This is a genomic window from Actinomyces sp., assembly GCF_030530635.1.
In the GTDB taxonomy this organism is placed as follows: Bacteria; Actinomycetota; Actinomycetes; order Actinomycetales; family Actinomycetaceae; genus Actinomyces.
In genome coordinates this window covers 71,811-89,993 of sequence record NZ_JAUMUL010000002.1, presented here as the reverse complement: position 1 = coordinate 89,993, position 18,183 = coordinate 71,811, and the positions used below count along the sequence as shown (strand labels likewise).

The following is an 18,183-nucleotide window of genomic DNA, read 5'->3' as shown; positions in this document are numbered from 1 at the left end:
TCCAGTTGACGACAATGAGAATCGTTCGCATATAGTGCCCCTCATGAGCCGCTACTGCCAAGTCACCGGTGCCCGTCCGGCCACCGGGTACTCAATCTCACACTCCCACCGCCGCACCAAGCGGCGGTGGCTGCCCAACTTGCAGACCAAGCGCTACTGGGTGCCGTCTCTGGGACGCACGGTCAAGCTCAGGGTCAGCGCCAAGGGCATCAAGATCATCGACCGGGTGGGTATCGACGTCGTGGTCGCGAGAATGCACGCGCGGGGGGAGCGAGTCTGATGGCAGCACCCAAAAGCAGGGATCTGCGTCCGGTCATCAAACTGGTTTCCACCGCCGGCACCGGATACACCTACGTCACCCGGAAGAACCGCCGCAACACCCCCGACCGCCTGGTCCTGCGCAAGTACGACCCGATTGTTCGCTGTCACGTCGAGTTCAAGGAGTCCCGCTGATGGCTAAGAAGTCCAAGCTCGCCGCCGATGCGCGTCGCCGGCGGATCGTGGCCCGCTACGCCGAGCGACGCGCCGAACTGAAGCGCGACAGCATCAACCCGGCGCTCTCCGTCGAGGAACGCCAAGCCGCCATGTCCGCCCTGCATGCGCTGCCCCGCGATGCCTCCCCCACCCGGGTACGCAATCGCGACGCGGTGGACGGACGTCCCCGCGGGTTCGTCCGCAAGGCGGGCGTCTCACGCGTCCGCTTCCGGGAGATGGCCCTGCGCGGCGAGCTGCCCGGCATTACCAAGGCCTCTTGGTAGCTCCCTCATCGACAATCTCTAGACTTCAGGAGTCACTCCATGCGTCCAGGAATCCACCCCGACTACCATCCCGTTGTCTTTCGCGATAAGGCCGCAGACTTCGCCTTCCTCACCCGCTCGACCATCACCTCCTCCCGCACCATCGAGTGGGAGGACGGCAACACCTACCCACTGGTCGACATCGACATCTCCAGCGCCTCACACCCGTTTTGGACGGGGAAGGGACGCATTCTGGATACAGCCGGACGGGTGGAGAAGTTTGAGCGCCGCTACGGCAAGCGCTCCCGCTGAAATCGCAACAGACCGACAAGAGGAGACAGCATGAAGGTTCGAGCCTCCATTCGTTCGCTGGCCAAACAGCCCGGCAGCAAGGTCGTGCGCCGTCGCGGCCACACCTACGTAATCAATAAGAAGAACCCGCGTTTCAAGGCCCGTCAGGGCTGAGCCCAAGCCGCGGGACGGACCGCGATGAACGGATCGCGACAAACGGACCGCGACAATAGGCTCCCGGCCCCGTCTTGACGGCATCGGCGACCTTGGCGCCCCGGGCGTACGCTCGGGGCATGTCGCCTTCCCGTCCCGTTCTGGTAGTCCTCGGCGGGTTGCCCGCCACCGGGAAGTCCACCGTGGCTCGCGAACTCAATCGCGACGGCACCCTGTCCTACATTCGAATCGACTCCATCGAGCAGGCGTTAAGAGTCTCGGTGAGATGGGCGGCGGCGTCCAGGGCTCCGGATACACCGTCGGTTACGCCGTTGCGGGTGACCTGCTGGACGGTGGTAACGACGTTTTCGCCGAGTGTGTCAACCCGCTGCCGCTCACCCGCGACGCGTGGCGGGAGACCGCCCGGACCCACCCGCAGGACGCCGCCGCTGCCATCCGCGCCGCCGCGCGTGCCGCCGTGGGCTCCTGATACCCGCGCTCCGTTCCCGACGCCGTCGCGACGCGCCTCCAGTCCGCCCTTCGTCTCTAATTCCCCGCTCCCACCGCACCCGGCTACCCTCCTGCCATGACCATGTCCGCCCCCACCGCACCCGCCGACGCCCGCCACCTCGTGCTGACCCTGTCCTGCCCCGACCGCCCCGGCATCGTCAACGCCGTCTCCGGCGCGCTGGCCCGGCGCGGCGGCAACATCACCGAGTCCAAGCAGTTCGGCGACGAGGTCTCCGGCCTGTTCTTCATGCGCGTGCAAGTGCAGACCACCGTGGCCCGCGAGGAGTTGGAGAAGGACCTGGCCGAGCTGGCCCGCACCTACTCCATGACCTGGTCGCTGGATGAGGTCGGCCGCCCCATGCGCACCCTGATCATGGTATCCAAGGAGGGCCACTGCCTGACCGACCTGCTCTTCCGCGCCCGCAGTCAGGGCCTGCCGATCGACGTCCTCGGCGTGGTCGGCAACCATGAGGACCTGCATCCCGTGGCCGACTTCTACGGCGTCCCCTTCCACCATATCCCGGTAACTAAGGAGACCAAGACCGACGCCGAGGCGCAGCTACTGGAGCTGGTGGACTCCCTGGACGTCGAGTTGGTGGTGCTGGCCCGCTACATGCAGATCCTCTCCCCCTCCCTGTGCGAGCGCCTCCACGGCGGGGTCATCAATATCCATCACTCGTTCCTGCCCAGTTTCAAAGGCGCCAACCCCTATCGGCAGGCGCACGAACGCGGCGTGAAGCTGATCGGCGCCACCGCCCACTACGTCACCCCCGACCTGGACGAGGGCCCCATCATCGAGCAGGACGTCACCCGCGCCGGCCACGAGGACTCCGTGGAGATGCTGCGCGCCAAGGGGCAGGACGTCGAGCGCCGCGTGCTCGCGCAGGCGGTGCGCTGGCACGCCGAGCACCGGGTTCTGCTCAACGGTCACCGCACCGTCGTCTTCGCCTGACACAGGTGCCCCGCCCCCCTTGCCGGGGCGGTTTTTCCTGACGGCGCTTGCGCCCGCCCGGCAACGGCGAAACACTGCCGTCGTGTCCGCGCCCCTCATCCTGCACCTGCTCGCCGCGCTCACCACCGCCATGGTCGCCGGCTTCCTGGTCATGTACTGCCTGACCATCGGCGGCTTCTTCAGCCATATGGTGCGCACCGGTCAAATCGAGGCTCTACAGCGCCATTACGCGCCCTTCCGACGCCGCACCCGTCTGAAGATCACCTACGCGGCGGCAATGCTCCTCCAGTTCTTCGCGTCCGTGGCGGCGCTCGCCGCCAGCTGGCACACGCCCCTGATCGGCCGCGTCCTCGCCGTCGCCGCCCTGCCCCTGTTGCTCACCGTCCACCGGGTCGCCGGCTTCACCGAACCGGAGGAGACGCTGGTCTCCGGTCGGCCGATCGCCGCCGACGCCGCCGCCCGCTACCTGCGGCTCAACCTGCCGCTGCACGCCCTGTACGCCTGCTTCTACACGCTCGCCGCGACCTGGCTGCTCGTCGAACTCGCGCGCTGGTGAACGATACTCATGCCCGACGGCGCCGCGGGCGTCGCCCCGTCGAACTCTCGCGCGTGAATGGTCGGTCGTTCCGGCCGGGGCTGAGGCACGCCGGCAAGCCGCCTACCGAAGCTTCACAACCTCAGACCGGCCGGCGCGGCAGCCGGTTGAGCCGCTCGGTCATCACCAGGCCCAACAGGGCCAGGGCCAGGAGGTAGAAGGGCAACAGCCACAGGCCGACCCGGCCGGAAAGGAATCCGAACAACGGCGGCATGATGGTGGTCCCGGTATAGGCCGCCGCCATCTGGATGCCGATGATCGCCTGCGAGTTGGCGCGCCCGAAGTTGGCGGGCGTGGAGTGAATGACCGCCGGATACACCGGGGCCGCCCCGATTCCAGCCAGGGCGAAGCCGACGAATGACACCTGCCCCAGCGGCAGCGCCACGATCACCGCGCCGACGGCCCCCAGCAGGAAACCGCCCCTAATGAGCTGCCGGTCCCCAACCCGGTCGGCGAAGAAGCCGCACAGGAAACGGCCCGCGGTCAGTCCCAGGATGAACAGGGCACCGAAGGATGCCGCCGCGGAGGCCTCAAAACCCCGGTCGGAGACGAAGAAGGTCGCACCCCACAGCATGGCCGTCTGCTCGAAGGCGCAGTAGCAGAAGAATGCGAGCAGGACGGAGGGCACCCCGGGGATGCGTAACGCCGTCCGGATCGAGACCTGCCCGTCGGCGCCTCCAACAGCGTCTGCATCACCGCGGCCGACACCGGCGGTCTCGGCGGCCGGTGTGGTCCCGCCCTCCGCCGTCGGCTCACCGGGACGGACCGCGGCAACGCGCCGCCACAACGGGAGACTGGCCAGCAGCACCGCGGCAAGCCCGACTTGCAGCAGGCCGATCCCCCGGTAGGCGGCGGGCCAGTCGCCGTCGGCGGACAGGGCCAGGCTCATGACGAAGGGGCTGATGGAGGCACCAACGCCCCAGAAACTGTGCAGCCAGTTCATGTGCCGCGCGTTGTAGTGGAGAGCGACATAGTTGTTCAGCGCCGCGTCGACGGCACCGGCGCCCAGACCATAGGGGACGGCCCATAGGCACAGCATCCAGAACCGGGTGGCGGTGGAAAAACCCAGCAGCGCCGCGGCCGTCATTGCGACGCTCACAGTGGTGACCAACCCCGCCCCGAAGCGCCGAGTCAACCGCTCCGACGCCAAGGAGGAGATGATGGTACCGACGGCGATGATGAAGGTGATGCCCCCTGCGAATGAGACCGGTACTCCCAGATCCTCGTGCATGACGGGCCAGCCCGCCCCCACGAGCGAGTCCGGCAGACCGAGACTGATGAAGGCCAGGTAGATGATGGCGAGCAGCAGCAGATACACGGGGAGCCTCTCCGAGTAACGGCAGGCGGCACTGATGACTCGATCAGCACCAATCACAAAATTAACCGACGACGCTATTTTAGTTGTCTGTTCCCCAGCCGCAAGGGTCCTTCGTCTACAACACACCCTGCCCGCGCCCACACTGTGGACCTACTCGGAGTCTTGAGCGAGCCCACCGGCTTCCTCGGCCAGCCGCGCAACCGCCCGCCGGTCGACCTTGCCCGGCCCCCGCAGCGGCAGCGCCTCGACGATGAGGATCCGTTTGGGCGTGTGGGCCCCGTCCAGTCGCTCCCGCGCCTCGGCCCGCAGCCGCCGCGCCCAGGCCCGCGGGTCACCCACGTCTCCGCCCATCTCCGGAACGACGACCGCCGCCACGGCACAGCCCCACTGGGCGTGGGGCAACCCGACCACGCAGGCCTGCCCCACACCGGGCAAGACGGTGAGCACCTGCTCGACCTCCCGGGGCGCCACCTTGATGCCGCCGGTAATGATCACGTCGTCCACGCGGCCCAGCACGGCCAGTCGTCGTATCCCGTCGGGGCCGGTCATAACCCGGCCCAGATCACCGGTGAGCAGCTCCCTACCGGCAACCGTGCTCGGCCGCCCGCCGGCGTCCCCGGATCCCCTAGCGACCTCTCCGGACTCCGCAGCCGCCCCACGGACCCGCCGGTCACGGAAGACGGCCGTGTGGCCGGTGGCGTCATCGGCGTAGCCCCGTGCCAGTACCGTCCCGGACAGCACGATCCGGCCGACGCCGTCTGCATCGGGGTTCTCGATGCGCGCCTTGACGCCGTCCAACGGGACGCCGTCGTAGACGCAGCCGCCGCCGGTCTCGCTCATGCCGTAGGTGGTCACCACCCGCACCCCGGCGGCGCGGGCACGCTCCAGCAGGGCCGGGTCGACGGCGGCACCGCCCAGCAGGACGGCGTCGGCACGGGCGAGGGCGGCGGCCGCACGCTCCTGCCCCGGCGCCAGGGCCCGCATCAGTTGGATGGGCACTAGGGACACGCGCACCGGACCATGGTCAGCGTTAAGTGCGCACTCCAGCCCGTCCGCGAGCGCCCCCGGGTCGAAGCCTCCGGAGGTATCCACGATCACCGGGGCGGTCCCGGCCAGAATTGAGCGGACAAGCACCTGCAACCCGGCGATGTGATGGGCGGGCAGGGCGAGCACCCAGGTTCCGCCGCCACCCAGGCGGGCATGCGTCGCCCGCGCCGAGGCCGTCAGGGCAGACATGCTCATGGCCACCAGTGCTCCGGTGCCGGTGGTGGAGCCGGAGGTGCGCAGCAGCACGTCGACGTCCGGGGCGGCGGCGGGCCCGGCCGGGTCGAGCCGTCGGGACAGATCGGATGCAACCGTGACCTCGTCTTCACCCGGCCCGATGGGGACCAGCAGCGGTTGTGGGCCGGCACCGCGCCCGCCCGCATCAATCCGCTCACGCAGAGCAGTGACCGTGGCGGCGACGGCATCAGGACGAGTGCCCCCGCGAAGCAGGAACAATGGGCGGCCGAAGCTGGTTGTCGAAGACACATGCCCAGGGTGGCACGGGACCGCGCCACCGCCACAGTCAACAGAACGGTTAAAGTAGACACGTGCGTGCCCTCCTCTACATCCTCGTCTTCGCGCTGGCCCTGTACGCCGTGCTCGACTGTGTGCGCACGCCCTCGGAGAACATGCCGGCGAACCTGCCCAAGCCCGTGTGGATCCTGATCATCCTGGTGATGACGGTGGTGGGGCCACTGGCCTGGATCATCACCTCCCGGGTGCGGGCCGCGGAGGAGCGCGGCGGCGAAATCGAGCGGACCGTGTGGTCGTCGCAGGAGAGCGCGGGGCTGCACCTGGCGGAACGACCGCGCCCCATGGCGCCCGACGACGATCCCGAGTTCCTCGCCGGCCTGGATCGCGATATTCAGCGTCGTCGTCGGCAGGAACGCAGGCACGAAAACCCCGACGTCCCCAAGCAGGAGGGCGACGAAGGTCCGGGCGATGACCCGAATGGCCGTAGCGGTGCGGACGGCCCCGGGATCCCTTCGGACGACTCCCCGACATCGTGACTGGGACCGACAACACCGACCAGCAGGCGCCGCCCGTGCGCGTCTCGCCCACGGGCGATCCGGCAGTGCCCGTCGCATCCACCGCCGTACCGGCACCAACCGCCCTGGACTGGCGCCGACACTGCCGCCTGACCGGACCCGCACGCTTCCGGGTTCCGCTCAGTGACGCGGTACTGACGGCCCTGTTGGCTGTAGTGGTGCTGGCCGACTTCACGCTGGTGTCCACCTGGGGAGCGCACCCGGCCTATGTGGCGAACACACTGATAGCGCTGGTGGTGACCGCTGCCCAGCCCCTCCGGCACCGATCCCCCGTGATCTCAGGCGTGATCGTCTACCTGGCCATGGTGGCCTATGTGGCGCTGCTGCGCTTCACTCCGGTCAATCTCGGCCTGTCACCGGTGATCGTGGCGGTGCCGACGGCGTTGCATGCGCTGACCCGCTGGGCGCCGGACCGCCGCTGGGGCGTGGGGGCGCTGCTGGCGACGCTTGTCGGCGCGGTCATCAACCCGCATACGTTGTATGCGGTCAATCCGCACACCGCCCACATGTTCGACTATCCGCCCTTCGGCCTCGCCCTCGCCTGCGTGCTCGTGGTGGCCTCCACCTACCTGTGGGCATTACGGTGCCGCACTGCCGCCGAGTCGCTGGACCGGGCCGTCGCCGAAGCCGCCCGCCTGGCCACCACCCGGGCGGTATCCGCGGAGCGCTTGGCCATTGCTCGGGAGCTGCACGACCTGGTCGGTCATGGACTAACCGCAGTCAAGGTACAGGCGGATGCGGGGCTGACACTGGGCACCCCCGATGCCGTCTTAAAGTCACTCACCACGGTGCGTGATGTTGCCGCTGACGCTCTCTCCTCCACGCACGAACTGGTGGCCCTGTTGCGCAGTTCGGCGGTCCAGACCACGACGCAGCGCACACTGGTACCTGTGGCGGACCTGACCGGGCTGCCCGATCTGGTAGAACGCGCCCGCAGCACCGGCCTGAGGGTCGACGCCACGCTGCCTCCCAGGTCCGAACTCGCCGCCTGGAATAGTTCCTGGACCGCACTGCAAAGACTGACGCTGAATCGAGTAGTCACTGAAGGCCTGGCCAACGCGGCACGGCATGGCGCCGGCACCGCCCGCCTCACCGTCGCCGAGCACGACGGCTGGTGCCGGGTGCGTGTCATCAACCCGCTGTCCGAAGGCGAGGGCGCTACTGCGGCGAGCGAGTCGAATGACCGGGAGTACGGATTCGGCCTGACCGGTATGGCCGAACGGCTACGCCTGGTAGGGGGCCGGCTGGAGGCTGGTGCATATGACGACGCCGGGACGTGTTTCCTGCTCGATGCCGTCTTCCCAGCGGCGTTCCCACCTGATTCGCCTACGTCGCCGGTCGTCGGCTAGCGGCTCCGTGGCCCGGGAGGAGTGAGGATCAATGCCCAATAACTGCCTGCGGGTAGCCGTCGTCGATGACCAGCGACTCCTGGTGGCGGCCTTCTGTTCCCTGCTGGAGGCTCAGCCGGATATGACCGTGGTGGCCACTGCGCATGACGGGCGGGCGGCGCTGGCGGCCCTGCGCCGCGCCCGGGAAGCCGGCGAGGCGGCTGACGTCGCGCTTATGGACATCCGGATGCCGGGGCTCGACGGGATCACGGCCGCCCGGCGGCTGCTGTCCGACCCGGGCCTAAGCGGCTCCGGCGGCGACCGCCCCACACGGGTACTGATGCTCACCACGTTCCAGGAGGAGGAGTTGGTGTTGGGGGCGCTGCGAGCCGGGGCGGTCGGCTTTCTGCTGAAGGACTCCGGCCCGGCCGATCTGTTGGCGGCGGTTCGTGCCGTAGCCGCCGGTCAGGCCTGGCTGGACCCGATGGTCACCCCCTACGTGTTGCGGGCACTGGAGGGAGAGCCGGCGCGTACCGCAGGCGATCCGGCCGCGACGACCGTGGTCTCGGGCGCCGCACCGGCCTCTCGCCCAGTGAGTGTGGAGCACGGCGAACGACCCGGGGCCGAGACCGGGCTCCTGCCCGGTGAAGCGTTGACCGACCGCGAGCGTGACGTGCTCGAATTGGTGTGCCGGGGCATGACCAACCCGGAGATCGCCGCGCGCCTGTACATCGCCGAGTCGACCGTTAAGACCCACGTCAAGGCGCTGCTGGGGTGTACGGGCTGCCGCAACCGGGTGGAGCTGGTCATTCACGCCCTGCAAGCCGGGATGGTCCGCACCGACCCTTAGACGGCAACCGCCCTCCCCCTTTCGGGGGAGTCGTCGGAGGAGGGCGGGCCGGAGGCCGGGCGGCATTCGTGTCCCATGTGGGGATCCGCCGCCGGGGTGCGCGGGCGGACGCTGAGCACATGACCGCACAATCGTCATCCCCTTCTATTGCGCCGACAGTCTCCACCTCCGGCTCATCCCACATACCCGCCGCTGCCATAGCCCCACCTGGCCTGGCTCTGCGGGGGGTCGACGTCAGTTACGGCCGACAGCGAGTGCTCAAGGGGCTGAACCTGACTGCCCGTCCGGGTCGCGTGTACGGTCTGCTGGGGCCAAATGGCGCCGGTAAATCCACGACCTTCAACATCGCACTGGGGCTACTGCGCCCCGCCGCCGGTTCAATCCAGGTGTTGGGTAGACCCCTCGATCGCGAGAGCCTGATGCATATGGGCGCGAGCATCAATGGCCCCGCCTTCTATCCGCAGCTGTCCGCACGCCGCAACCTGCGCATCCATTGCCTGCTGACCGGTACCGCCTCGGAGGTCATCGACCCGTTGCTGGAGCAGGTCGGCCTGGGCCAGGCCGGCCGCAAACGGGCGGGAAGCTTCTCCACCGGTATGAAGGTGCGCCTGGCCCTGGCGATGGCACTATTGGGCGACCCGGAGGTGCTGGTGCTGGACGAGCCGCAGTCCGGACTGGACCCGCAGGGCATCATCTGGCTGCGCGATCTGCTGCGCGAGCTGGCTGCGGGCGGGCGCACCGTCATCGTTTCCAGTCATGTGCTCGGGGAGATGGCGCGTACTTGCGATGACATCGGTGTGCTCGCAGGCGGGCGCATGGTCTACGAGGGGCCGCTGGTCGACTTCGCCACGGCCGGGCAGGATCTTGAGGAGGCCTTCCTCGCCGCCCTCGCCGGGGCCGAGCAGCAAAGCGGGCGGGAGGCACGCAAATGACCACTGAGATCAGCGCAGCAGCCTCCCTGGCCTCCCCCACCCGGACGGATTCCCCGACGCGGCCCCGAGCCGCCTACCGGCCGCGGAACCTGCCCAGTATCGGCGCCGTACTGCGCGCGGAGTTGGGTCGTAGCAGGCACACCGCTACCTGGGGCGTTCCGGTGGGAGTACTGGTCTTCGCCCTGCATGCCCTGCTGGTGGCGCATGCCGCCCGTACCGCCGACGGCTGGAATGACGGCGTGCTGCCGTGGCTGAACCCCTACCCCGCCGCCTTCGCCCTGCCCATGGGGGCGCTGACCGGCGCCATGGTTGCCTGGCGGGAACGGCGCCACCGGGCGGGTGGAACTGTCTGGCGGGGCGCCTCCCCTGCGCTGACCGTGGCGGTACGCGTAGCCGTGCTGGCCGCCTCGGCCCTGGTATCGCAGGTCATTCTGCTGGCACCGATCGTGATCGACGCACTCATTCGCGGCGCCGGCTGGGGTCCGTGGCCCCAGTACCTGCTGTTCGCCCTGGTGATGTGGGTGTCGGTCACGGGGGCGAGCGTGTGGGGGCTGGCCCTGGGCCAGTGGCTCGGCGGCATCGCCGTCGGGCTGGCCCCGGCGCTGGCATTGGTGTGGTCGGCCGCGGGCGCACTGCATGCAGAAACGACGTTCTGGTGGGCGCGGCCGTGGACCTGGGCGATGCGCCCGACCCTGCCGCTGCTGGAGGTGCATGCCAACGGCATCTCCTTGGAGGCGGGCTCACCGGTGTGGGATTACCCGGTGGCGCCGGGCGTGCTGGGCAGTGCCGGGCTGTGCCTGCTCGGCGTCGTCGCCGTGCTGCTGGGCGCGCGCCGCGCGGTGGGGGCTCTCATCGTTCAGCGCCGTACCACTCTTCGCCCACGTTTCTGGGCACGGACACAAGCCGCCGAACCCACCTCGACCGGTCGGGTAGATACGATGCCCGCGCCGGTCTCTTCACCGGACGCCTCGAGTTCTGCGCCGTCCGGGCCTGTCGGTCCGGCGCTCACCTCGGGCCATGCTGTTCCCGCCGGGACGACGGTCGTAGCCGGCCGAACAGCGCACGCATCACAACACGGCCTGTCCCCTGCGGTTCTGGCCGTACTGACATCGCCGGGTTCACGCAGTACCTTCCGGGCGGTCGCCCTCGGTCTGCCCTGGCGGCTGTGGGCGGTGCTCACGGTCGTGCTGCTGGCGCTTTTGGGCCTGACGCAGGCGGGCTACTCCGCCGCTTACGCCCTGCCGCTGTTCACCCTGGCGGGAGCGCCGATTGCCGCCTGGGTGGCGGGGGCGACGGCGTGGCGCGCCCAGGCCGACGCCTGGCGAGGTCTGGTGCTGCTAGCCCGGCCGGCTGCTCTGACGGCGGCGGCGCTGACCTGGGCGATGGTGCTGCTGGCTGTGGCGCTGATCCCCGCGTGGGCCATAGCCCGCCTGGGGGCACCGCTGTTCCCCACCCATCCGGAACTGGGAGGGTTAGGCGCACCCGTGTACGTGTTCATGGTTACGCCTTTCGTGGTCTTCATGCTCACCGCGCTCTCCCACACGCTGGCGCAGATAGCCGGGACGGCGGTGACGGTGATCGTTGGCGTGGGCCTGTTCCTGGTGGGCCTGGTCATCGACGGAAACGAGGCACTAGTGGCGACGTCGCTGTGGCACCTGGCGCCATGGGGCTGGATTCAGGCGGCGGGCACCTACCCGGGACGCTGGGCCACGATCGCGGCCGCAAGCCTGGCGATCGGCGTGGCCGCCTTCGCCGTCAGCGCCACCCGAGGCCGCGCCGTCGCCGCCCGGCAGACCGAATAGCTCGACGGCTCCCGCCGAGGCCGGCGCCGCCACGGCTTCACCCGCGGTGCACCCCCTCAGTTGTCATGATTCGGGACAAACGCCAGATGCGCACCTTCAGGCCTTCTTCAGAACGGCTTAATTCCAACGATCCGATAGCAGCAGTTGGCTACTTCAGGGTTGTTTGTCCCGAATCTTGACACTCACCGCCCGCGCGGGCGCGTCAGCCCAGGGCACGCGGCTGGAAGCGGGGCCAGTTGGAGGTGTCCACGGCGTAGCCCCAGGCGGCGGCGTGGGCGAACCAGTCGGTCGGCAGCCAGGTGCGTCCCACCAGCTGGGGGTGTCCGGGCAGGTACCGGGCCGCCCACATCACCAGCACCAGTTCGGCCCATTGGGCGCGCAGCTTCCATCGCGCCGAGCCGGAGGCATTGGCGGCTGCCATCACCACTTCACCGATCCCGGTCAACTGCACCTCCTGCACGTCGGCGAAGGCGATCGGCATGACGCCCTCGCCGGTGCCCAGATAGATGCCGTGGGTCGACACCGTCAGCCGGGCGTAGGCCAGGTGCCGCCACTTCTCCACGGCGTCGGCCTCGGCGGCCCGCTTGCGCCGGGAATTCACGTAGGCCTGCCCACCGAAGAAGGCGGCCGTCAGAGCCAGCCCCACCGGTCCACCGGCCAGGAAGAAGCCCCGGGAGGGGTTGTATGTCGCCTCGCCACGTCGCCACACAAGCATCTCCGCATCACAGGTGGCCAGCATTACCTCATCGGCGGCGAAGGCCGCACGGATGGGGTCCACCACCGGGGAGACAGGGTTGGGGCGGCGTCCCGCCCGCAATGCGGTGAGCACACCGGCGGTGTTCCACCATATGAAGTCCTGGCCGGTCCAGGGCCGCTGCGGTGCGGGCCGGAACGGGGTGGCGGGGACGACGTCGGCAACTCGAGCGGGAACCAACTCGCCCACGGTTGATCCGGCCGGGGCTGCCGAGCCCACAGCTGGGCTCCGATCAGCAGACGCATGCTGCCCTCCGGGCAGATTCGGGTCAGCGGAACCCTCCGGGTTGGCGCCGTCAGCAACGTGGTCGGACCGCTCTGGGCCCGGCGGTACGGGCATGCCGGTCATGCGTCCCCGGCGCTGGCAGTAGCGTCAACCCCGCCGCCGACATTCTCGGTGGCGCCGGAAATCCCGGGCACCATGTCTGCGGCGCGGCGCAGCAGGTCCCCGGCGGGCTCCCAATAGGACAGCCCCACCAGGGTGCGTCCATCGAAGGTGAGCGAGGTCAGCGAGGCCAAGGAGCACTGGCGGCGCCGCGGGTCGTGCGGCAGTGGACGCCCCTCCAGGCGCAGACGCAGCGCCCACACGGGCAGCTGGTGGGATACCAGCAGGGCCTCACGCCCCTCCACCTGCGGTATGGCGGCGCGCACGGCCGCGCTCATACGGGCCACCAGCTGCGTGTAGGGCTCCCCCCAGCTGGGGCGCAGCGGGTTGACGTAGTAGCGCCAGTACTCGGGGCGGGCCAGGATCGTGCGGTCCCGGTTGACGGGCACGCCCTCGAAGTGGTTGTCGGCCTCGATCAGGCGCGTATCGCAGGTGGGGGCGAGGCCGAAGGCGACCGCCGTGGGGGCACCGGATTCGCGGGCGCGCTCCAGCGGCGAGGTGATCACGGCGGCGATGTCGTGACCGGAGGCGGACAGGACATCCGCTACCTGGTCGGCCATCTGGCGACCGAGTTCGGAGAGGTGATAACCGGGCAGGCGCCCGTAGAGCACGCCCTCGGGGTTGTGAACCTCGCCGTGCCGCATGAGATGGATGGTGGTACGCGCCATGCCGCGATTCTCGCACGCCCGCTGCCCCGTGGCGATGCCGCCCGACACCGAGATCGCCGTCCGGGTTGCCGCCGCGGCGTATCGTGCGTCACCGCCCGCCGTCCCGTATGGTGCGTCCATGACGACTCGCAGCGCATGGGGTCTCGGCCTGGCGACCGTGACCGACGACGGCCACACCCTCGACGTCTGGTACCCGCGACCGGTCCTGGGCCGGGCACCGGAGGACGGCGACGCCGACCTGCTGGCCACGCTCAGTTCCATGGAGCGCCGCGACCCCGCCCGCGGCGTGCACACCACGGTGGTGCGCACCTCGGCGGATCTTGACGACGCCCCGCAGACCGTGGCAGGCGCCTATCTGCGCCTGCACGCGCTCTCCCACCGGCTGGTGCGGCCGAACACCATCAACCTGGACGGCCTGTTCTCCCGCCTGCCGAATGTGGTGTGGACCTCCGCGGGCCCCTGTGCGGTGCAGGGATTCGAATCCACGCGGATCCGCCTGCAGGCCTCACTGGGGCACCCGGTGCAGGTGCTGTCAGTGGACAAGTTCCCACGCATGACCGACTACGTGCTGCCCACCGGGGTGCGCATCGGCGACGCCGCGAATGTGCGCCTGGGGGCGTACCTGTCGGAGGGCACCACCGTCATGCACGGCGGCTTCGTCAACTACAACGCGGGCACGCTCGGCCGTTCAGTGGTGGAGGGGAGCATCGCCCAGGGCGTGGTGATCGGCAACGGCTCCGACATCGGCGGCGGTGCCTCCACCATGGGGCTGGCCACGGGTGGTGGCGCCGGCCGGGTGGCGCTGGGCGAGCGCTGTCTGCTGGGCGCCAACTCGGGCCTGGGCATTCCGCTCGGCGATGACTGCGTGGTGGAGGCCGGTCTGTTCGTGACCGCAGGCACGCGCGTGTCATTGATGCCCCAAGGAGGAGTGGTGCCCGGCTCGCACGGGCTGTTCAAGGAGCCGCGGGTGGTTGCCGCCACCGAACTGGCGGGCGCCTCGAATGTGCTGTTCCGCCGCAACTCCCAGTCCGGGGCGGTGGAGGCACTCTCCCGGGGAGGCAAGGGGATCGAGCTGGCCGCGCAGAGCGCCTCTCACTAGTTCCGACGACGACGGCGCCGCCACTCATTCAACACTCCCATCGTCCATTGCTTGGGACGGCCACAGCCACCATGCAAGACGACCACTGTGCCCGCACCCCACTTTTTGTGACACGCGTTACGATAGATGACAGCTGATCCCGAAGTCGTCGTCGATGGGAGCTCCGATGTCCACATCCACCCGCTCCCCCTCCCCAACCATTCCGAGCGGTGACTCCCGCGCCGCCGCGCCCACCGGCGGCGCGGGCGCCTCCGGTGGGCGCGGCGATCTGCCGACCGGCCGTCCGCGCCGGCGCGCGCGCCCATCCTTCACCACGCTGAAAACGACCATGGCGATCACCGGCACCCTCATGGCGGCATTCGTGCTGGTCCACATGATCGGCAACCTCAAGGCCTTCCAGGGGGCGCAGGCATACAACAACTACGCCGAGTGGCTGCGGGAGATCGGCTACCCGCTCATCCCCCACGAGGGCGTGCTGTGGATCATGCGGCTGGTCCTGGGCCCCTGCCTGATCCTGCACGTGGCAGGCGGGATCACCCTGTGGTGGCGGGGCCGCAAAGCCCGCGGCTCCTTCCGTCGGCAGAACATGCGCCCACGCACCTTGGGCGCCCGCACCATGATCATCACCGGCGGCCTGCTGCTCGTCTTCATCGCCGTGCACCTGCTCGACCTGACCATCGGCCGCCTGGTCTCCCCGCAGGGCTTCATGGCCGCCACACACTCCGACGGCGAACTTACGGCATACGCCTATGAGAACCTGATCGCCAGCCTGTCACGCCCACCGATGGCGATCTTCTACAGCCTGGTGATGCTGGCCATCGGAGTGCACCTGGCACAGGGACTGTGGTCGGTCGTCAACGACCTGGGCGGCACCGGCACCCGGCTGCGTCGCATCTGCCTGGGAATCGCCATCGCCGTCGCCCTAGCCATAGCGATTGGCAACGGCATGCTGCCCCTGCTGGTGTTGAGCGGAGTGATCTCATGAGCCCCCTACCCCCGCCCCCGGTCGACGACCTGTACGACGTCGGCCCCGACCTGGACCCGCACCTGCCCGACTGTCCACCCGAGGAGGCCTGGGCGCGTCGGCGCGACGAATACCGGCTGGTCAACCCCGCCAACCGGCGGCGCCTGACCGTGATCGTCGTCGGCACCGGTCTTGCCGGCAGCGGGGCCGCCGCCACCCTGGGCCGGCTCGGCTACCGGGTGGAATGCTTCAGCCTGCACGATCTGCCCCGCCGCGCGCACTCGGTTGCCGCACAGGGCGGCATAAACGCCGCCCGCGCCCGCAAGGTCGACGGCGACTCCCTGCACCGTTTCGTCAAGGACTCCGTCAAGGGCGGCGACTACCGGGGCCGGGAGGCCGATGTGGTGCGTCTGGGGATCGAATCGGTGCGGGTGATCGACCACATGTACGCCATCGGCGCCCCCTTCGCCCGCGAGTACGGCGGCCAGTTGGCCACCCGCTCCTTCGGCGGCGTGCAGGTCTCCCGCACCTACTACACACGCGGGCAGACCGGCCAGCAGTTGGAAGTCGCCTGCGCCCAGGCGCTGCAGGAGCAGATCGACGCCGGAAGCGTGCACATGCACTCCCGCACCGAGATGCTGGACCTGATCGTCGCCGACGGGCGCGCCCAGGGCATCGTCACCCGCGACCTGCTCACCGGCCAGATCCGAGCCTGGACGGCGCACGCCGTCATCCTGGCCACCGGCGGCTACGGCAGCGTCTTCCACTACTCCACCCTGGCCATGGCCTCCAACGCCTCGGCCACCTGGCGGGCACACCGCCGCGGCGCTGCCTTCGCCTCCGCCTGTATGGTGCAGTTCCATCCCACCGCGTTGCCGGTCTCCTCCCACTGGCAGTCCAAGACCACGCTGATGAGCGAGTCGCTGCGCAACGACGGGCGCATCTGGGTGCCCAAGCGGCCCGGGGACGACCGCCCCCCGAATGACATTCCCGAGGAGGAGCGGGACTACTACCTGGAGCGCAAGTACCCGGCCTTCGGCAACCTCACCCCCCGCGACGTCGCCTCCCGCAACGCCCGGGAGCAGATCGAGTCCGGGCGCGGCGTCGGGCCGCTGCACAACTCCGTCTACCTGGACTTCCGCGACGCCCTGCAGCGCCTGGGCAAACCGGTGATCGCCGCCCGCTACGGCAACCTGTTCGACATGTACCTGGACGCCACCGGCGAAGACCCCTACGAGGTGCCCATGCGCATCGCCCCGGGCGCCCACTTCACCATGGGCGGACTGTGGGTGGACTTCGACCAGATGTCCACCATTCCGGGGCTGTTCGTGGGCGGAGAGGCCTCCAACAACTACCACGGCGCCAACCGGCTGGGGGCGAATTCGCTGCTGAGCGCCTCCGTGGACGGCTGGTTCACACTGCCGCTGTCGGTGCCGAACTACCTGGCGGGACTCGTGGGCAGTGGCGTACTGGCCGACGACGCCCCGGAAGTGACCGCCACCCTCGCCGAGGCCCGCAGCCGAGTGGAGGCTCTGCTGGCGGTGGGCGGCACGCACCGGCCCGTCTGGTTCCACCGGCGCCTGGGGGACATCCTGTACGCGGATTGCGGGGTGAGCCGCTCGGAGGCGGGGTTGCACCAAGGTCTGGAACGGGTACGGGCGCTGCGCGAGGAGTTCTGGGCGGATGTGAGGATCGTCGGCGGGCCGGAGCGACTCAATCAGGAATTGGAGAGGGCGCTGCGAGTGGCCGACTTCCTGGAGCTGGCCGAGGTGATGATCCTGGACGCGCTGGATCGGCGCGAGTCCGCCGGGGCGCACTTCCGAGAGGAGTACGCCACCGCCGAGGGCGAGGCCAAGCGCGACGACGCCGACTGGTGCACCGTGTCCGCCTGGCTGACCGACGCCTCCGGTCGGCATACGCGCCGCAGTGAACCGTTGAGCTTCTCGCTGGTACCGATGCAGGTGAGGGATTACCGATGAGAGTGGAACTGGAGATCTGGCGGCAGGACGGTCCACGCGCCCGCGGCCACTTCGAGTCCTACGCCGTGGACGACGCCGAGCCGGAGATGAGCCTGCTCGAACTGCTGGACCGCCTGAACGATCAGATCATCGAGGACGGCGGCGAGCCGGTCGTCTTCGAATCCGACTGCCGCGAGGGCGTGTGCGGCATGTGCGGATTCCTGGTCAACGGCAAGCCCCACGGGCCGCAGGACAACACTCCCGCCTGCCGCCAACACCTGCGCGCCTTCCCCGGGGTCACCCGCTTCCGCCTAGAGCCGTGGCGTTCCGCAGCCTTCCCGGTGATCCGCGACCTGGTGGTGGACCGCACCGCGCTGGACGAGTTGATCCGCGCCGGCGGGACGGTGGACGTGGCCGCGGGAACAGCCCCGGACGCCGATTCCGTGCCCCAGCCCTATCTGCAGGCAGAGCAGGCACTCGACTTCGCCGCCTGCATCGGCTGCGGGGCGTGTGTGGCCGCCTGCCCCAACGGCGCGGCCATGCTGTTCGCCGGTGCGAAGCTGGCGCACCTTGCGCTCATGCCGCAGGGCCGCCACCAGCGCTCCCGGCGGGCCCGCCGCATGGCGCAGACGGTCGATGAGATCTTCGGTCCTTGCTCCCTGTACGGGGAGTGCGTACCGGCGTGCCCGGCCGGCATCCCGCTGACGGCGATCGCCGCCCTGAACCGGGAGGTGCTGCGCGCCGGCCTGCGCGGCCGCAGTCGCGACGACTGAGGCCGCCGGCCGAGCTGGTTGC

At 69.5% G+C, this 18,183-nt stretch carries 21 protein-coding genes; 17 read left to right on the top strand and 4 right to left on the bottom strand.

The window, feature by feature from the left end; genetic code table 11:
- Window positions 1-43 precede the first annotated feature (43 nt).
- The 8 genes from rpmB to Q4A20_RS01105 all read left to right on the top strand — a co-directional run bounded on the left by rpmB (window position 44) and on the right by Q4A20_RS01105 (window position 3,199).
- Window positions 44-280, top strand: coding sequence for a 50S ribosomal protein L28 (gene rpmB / locus Q4A20_RS01145; RefSeq protein WP_303119220.1), 237 nt, complete (start codon window positions 44-46; stop codon window positions 278-280).
- Window positions 280-453 (top strand): 50S ribosomal protein L33, encoded by a 174-nt coding sequence (gene rpmG, locus Q4A20_RS01140; protein ID WP_303119218.1) that lies wholly within the window; start codon window positions 280-282, stop codon window positions 451-453. The genes rpmB and rpmG overlap by 1 nt, the downstream gene beginning before the upstream one ends.
- Entirely contained in the window at window positions 453-758 is a 306-nt protein-coding gene (gene rpsN, locus Q4A20_RS01135) for a 30S ribosomal protein S14 (RefSeq protein WP_303119215.1), read from the top strand. The genes rpmG and rpsN overlap by 1 nt, the downstream gene beginning before the upstream one ends.
- 39 nt (window positions 759-797) lie before the next feature.
- A complete protein-coding gene (locus tag Q4A20_RS01130) occupies window positions 798-1,049 on the top strand; it encodes a type B 50S ribosomal protein L31 (RefSeq protein ID WP_303119212.1) in 252 nt (83 codons plus the stop codon).
- 30 nt (window positions 1,050-1,079) lie between these two features.
- On the top strand, window positions 1,080-1,202 hold the full coding sequence (gene ykgO / locus Q4A20_RS01125; protein WP_017194831.1) for a type B 50S ribosomal protein L36: 123 nt from the start codon (window positions 1,080-1,082) through the stop codon (window positions 1,200-1,202).
- A 265-nt stretch (window positions 1,203-1,467) separates the two neighbouring features.
- Window positions 1,468-1,671 carry a hypothetical protein gene (locus Q4A20_RS01115; protein ID WP_303119378.1) on the top strand — a complete coding sequence of 68 codons (204 nt, stop codon included), beginning with the start codon at window positions 1,468-1,470 and terminating at the stop codon, window positions 1,669-1,671.
- Between the two features lie 102 nt (window positions 1,672-1,773).
- Complete coding sequence (gene purU, locus Q4A20_RS01110; protein ID WP_303119352.1) at window positions 1,774-2,643, top strand: formyltetrahydrofolate deformylase; 870 nt, start codon at window positions 1,774-1,776, stop codon at window positions 2,641-2,643.
- Window positions 2,644-2,725: 82 nt separating this feature from the next.
- Complete coding sequence (locus tag Q4A20_RS01105; RefSeq protein ID WP_303119206.1) at window positions 2,726-3,199, top strand: hypothetical protein; 474 nt, start codon at window positions 2,726-2,728, stop codon at window positions 3,197-3,199.
- A 121-nt stretch (window positions 3,200-3,320) separates the two neighbouring features.
- Here the strand turns inward: Q4A20_RS01105 and Q4A20_RS01100 are convergent, their stop codons facing one another.
- Together Q4A20_RS01100 and Q4A20_RS01095 are read right to left on the bottom strand one after the other, a co-directional pair.
- Window positions 3,321-4,613, bottom strand: a complete 1,293-nt coding sequence (locus Q4A20_RS01100) for a sugar MFS transporter (RefSeq protein ID WP_303119204.1) — start codon at window positions 4,611-4,613, stop codon at window positions 3,321-3,323.
- A 93-nt stretch (window positions 4,614-4,706) separates the two neighbouring features.
- Window positions 4,707-6,086, bottom strand: coding sequence for an AMP-binding protein (locus Q4A20_RS01095; protein WP_303119202.1), 1,380 nt, complete (start codon window positions 6,084-6,086; stop codon window positions 4,707-4,709).
- A gap of 62 nt (window positions 6,087-6,148) precedes the next feature.
- On the opposite strand from Q4A20_RS01095, the gene Q4A20_RS01090 reads away from it, so the two are divergent.
- The 5 genes from Q4A20_RS01090 (at window position 6,149) to Q4A20_RS01070 (ending at window position 11,561) form a co-directional block, all read left to right on the top strand.
- Entirely contained in the window at window positions 6,149-6,610 is a 462-nt protein-coding gene (locus tag Q4A20_RS01090) for a PLD nuclease N-terminal domain-containing protein (protein WP_303119200.1), read from the top strand.
- A complete protein-coding gene (locus Q4A20_RS01085) occupies window positions 6,607-7,998 on the top strand; it encodes a sensor histidine kinase (protein ID WP_303119197.1) in 1,392 nt (463 codons plus the stop codon). Before Q4A20_RS01090 ends, Q4A20_RS01085 begins: the two co-directional genes overlap by 4 nt.
- Before the next feature lie 31 nt (window positions 7,999-8,029).
- Window positions 8,030-8,827: a response regulator transcription factor gene (locus tag Q4A20_RS01080; RefSeq protein ID WP_303119195.1), complete on the top strand. Its 798-nt coding sequence runs from the start codon at window positions 8,030-8,032 to the stop codon at window positions 8,825-8,827.
- Between the two features lie 119 nt (window positions 8,828-8,946).
- A complete protein-coding gene (locus Q4A20_RS01075) occupies window positions 8,947-9,759 on the top strand; it encodes an ABC transporter ATP-binding protein (protein WP_303119192.1) in 813 nt (270 codons plus the stop codon).
- Window positions 9,756-11,561: a hypothetical protein gene (locus Q4A20_RS01070; RefSeq protein ID WP_303119190.1), complete on the top strand. Its 1,806-nt coding sequence runs from the start codon at window positions 9,756-9,758 to the stop codon at window positions 11,559-11,561. Before Q4A20_RS01075 ends, Q4A20_RS01070 begins: the two co-directional genes overlap by 4 nt.
- Before the next feature lie 202 nt (window positions 11,562-11,763).
- On the opposite strand, the gene Q4A20_RS01065 is transcribed toward Q4A20_RS01070, so the two are convergent.
- Both Q4A20_RS01065 and Q4A20_RS01060 read right to left on the bottom strand, forming a co-directional pair.
- Window positions 11,764-12,534, bottom strand: coding sequence for a hypothetical protein (locus Q4A20_RS01065; RefSeq protein WP_303119188.1), 771 nt, complete (start codon window positions 12,532-12,534; stop codon window positions 11,764-11,766).
- Window positions 12,535-12,659: 125 nt separating this feature from the next.
- On the bottom strand, window positions 12,660-13,367 hold the full coding sequence (locus Q4A20_RS01060) for a histidine phosphatase family protein (RefSeq protein ID WP_303119186.1): 708 nt from the start codon (window positions 13,365-13,367) through the stop codon (window positions 12,660-12,662).
- Between the two features lie 118 nt (window positions 13,368-13,485).
- On the opposite strand from Q4A20_RS01060, the gene dapD reads away from it, so the two are divergent.
- The 4 genes from dapD (at window position 13,486) to Q4A20_RS01040 (ending at window position 18,161) form a co-directional block, all read left to right on the top strand.
- Window positions 13,486-14,466 (top strand): 2,3,4,5-tetrahydropyridine-2,6-dicarboxylate N-succinyltransferase, encoded by a 981-nt coding sequence (gene dapD / locus Q4A20_RS01055; protein ID WP_303119184.1) that lies wholly within the window; start codon window positions 13,486-13,488, stop codon window positions 14,464-14,466.
- A gap of 166 nt (window positions 14,467-14,632) precedes the next feature.
- Complete coding sequence (locus Q4A20_RS01050; protein WP_303119182.1) at window positions 14,633-15,451, top strand: succinate dehydrogenase cytochrome b subunit; 819 nt, start codon at window positions 14,633-14,635, stop codon at window positions 15,449-15,451.
- Complete coding sequence (locus tag Q4A20_RS01045; protein ID WP_303119179.1) at window positions 15,448-17,409, top strand: fumarate reductase/succinate dehydrogenase flavoprotein subunit; 1,962 nt, start codon at window positions 15,448-15,450, stop codon at window positions 17,407-17,409. The genes Q4A20_RS01050 and Q4A20_RS01045 overlap by 4 nt, the downstream gene beginning before the upstream one ends.
- Window positions 17,406-18,161 (top strand): succinate dehydrogenase/fumarate reductase iron-sulfur subunit, encoded by a 756-nt coding sequence (locus Q4A20_RS01040; protein ID WP_303119178.1) that lies wholly within the window; start codon window positions 17,406-17,408, stop codon window positions 18,159-18,161. Before Q4A20_RS01045 ends, Q4A20_RS01040 begins: the two co-directional genes overlap by 4 nt.
- The last annotated feature ends 22 nt before the right edge of the window (window positions 18,162-18,183 follow it).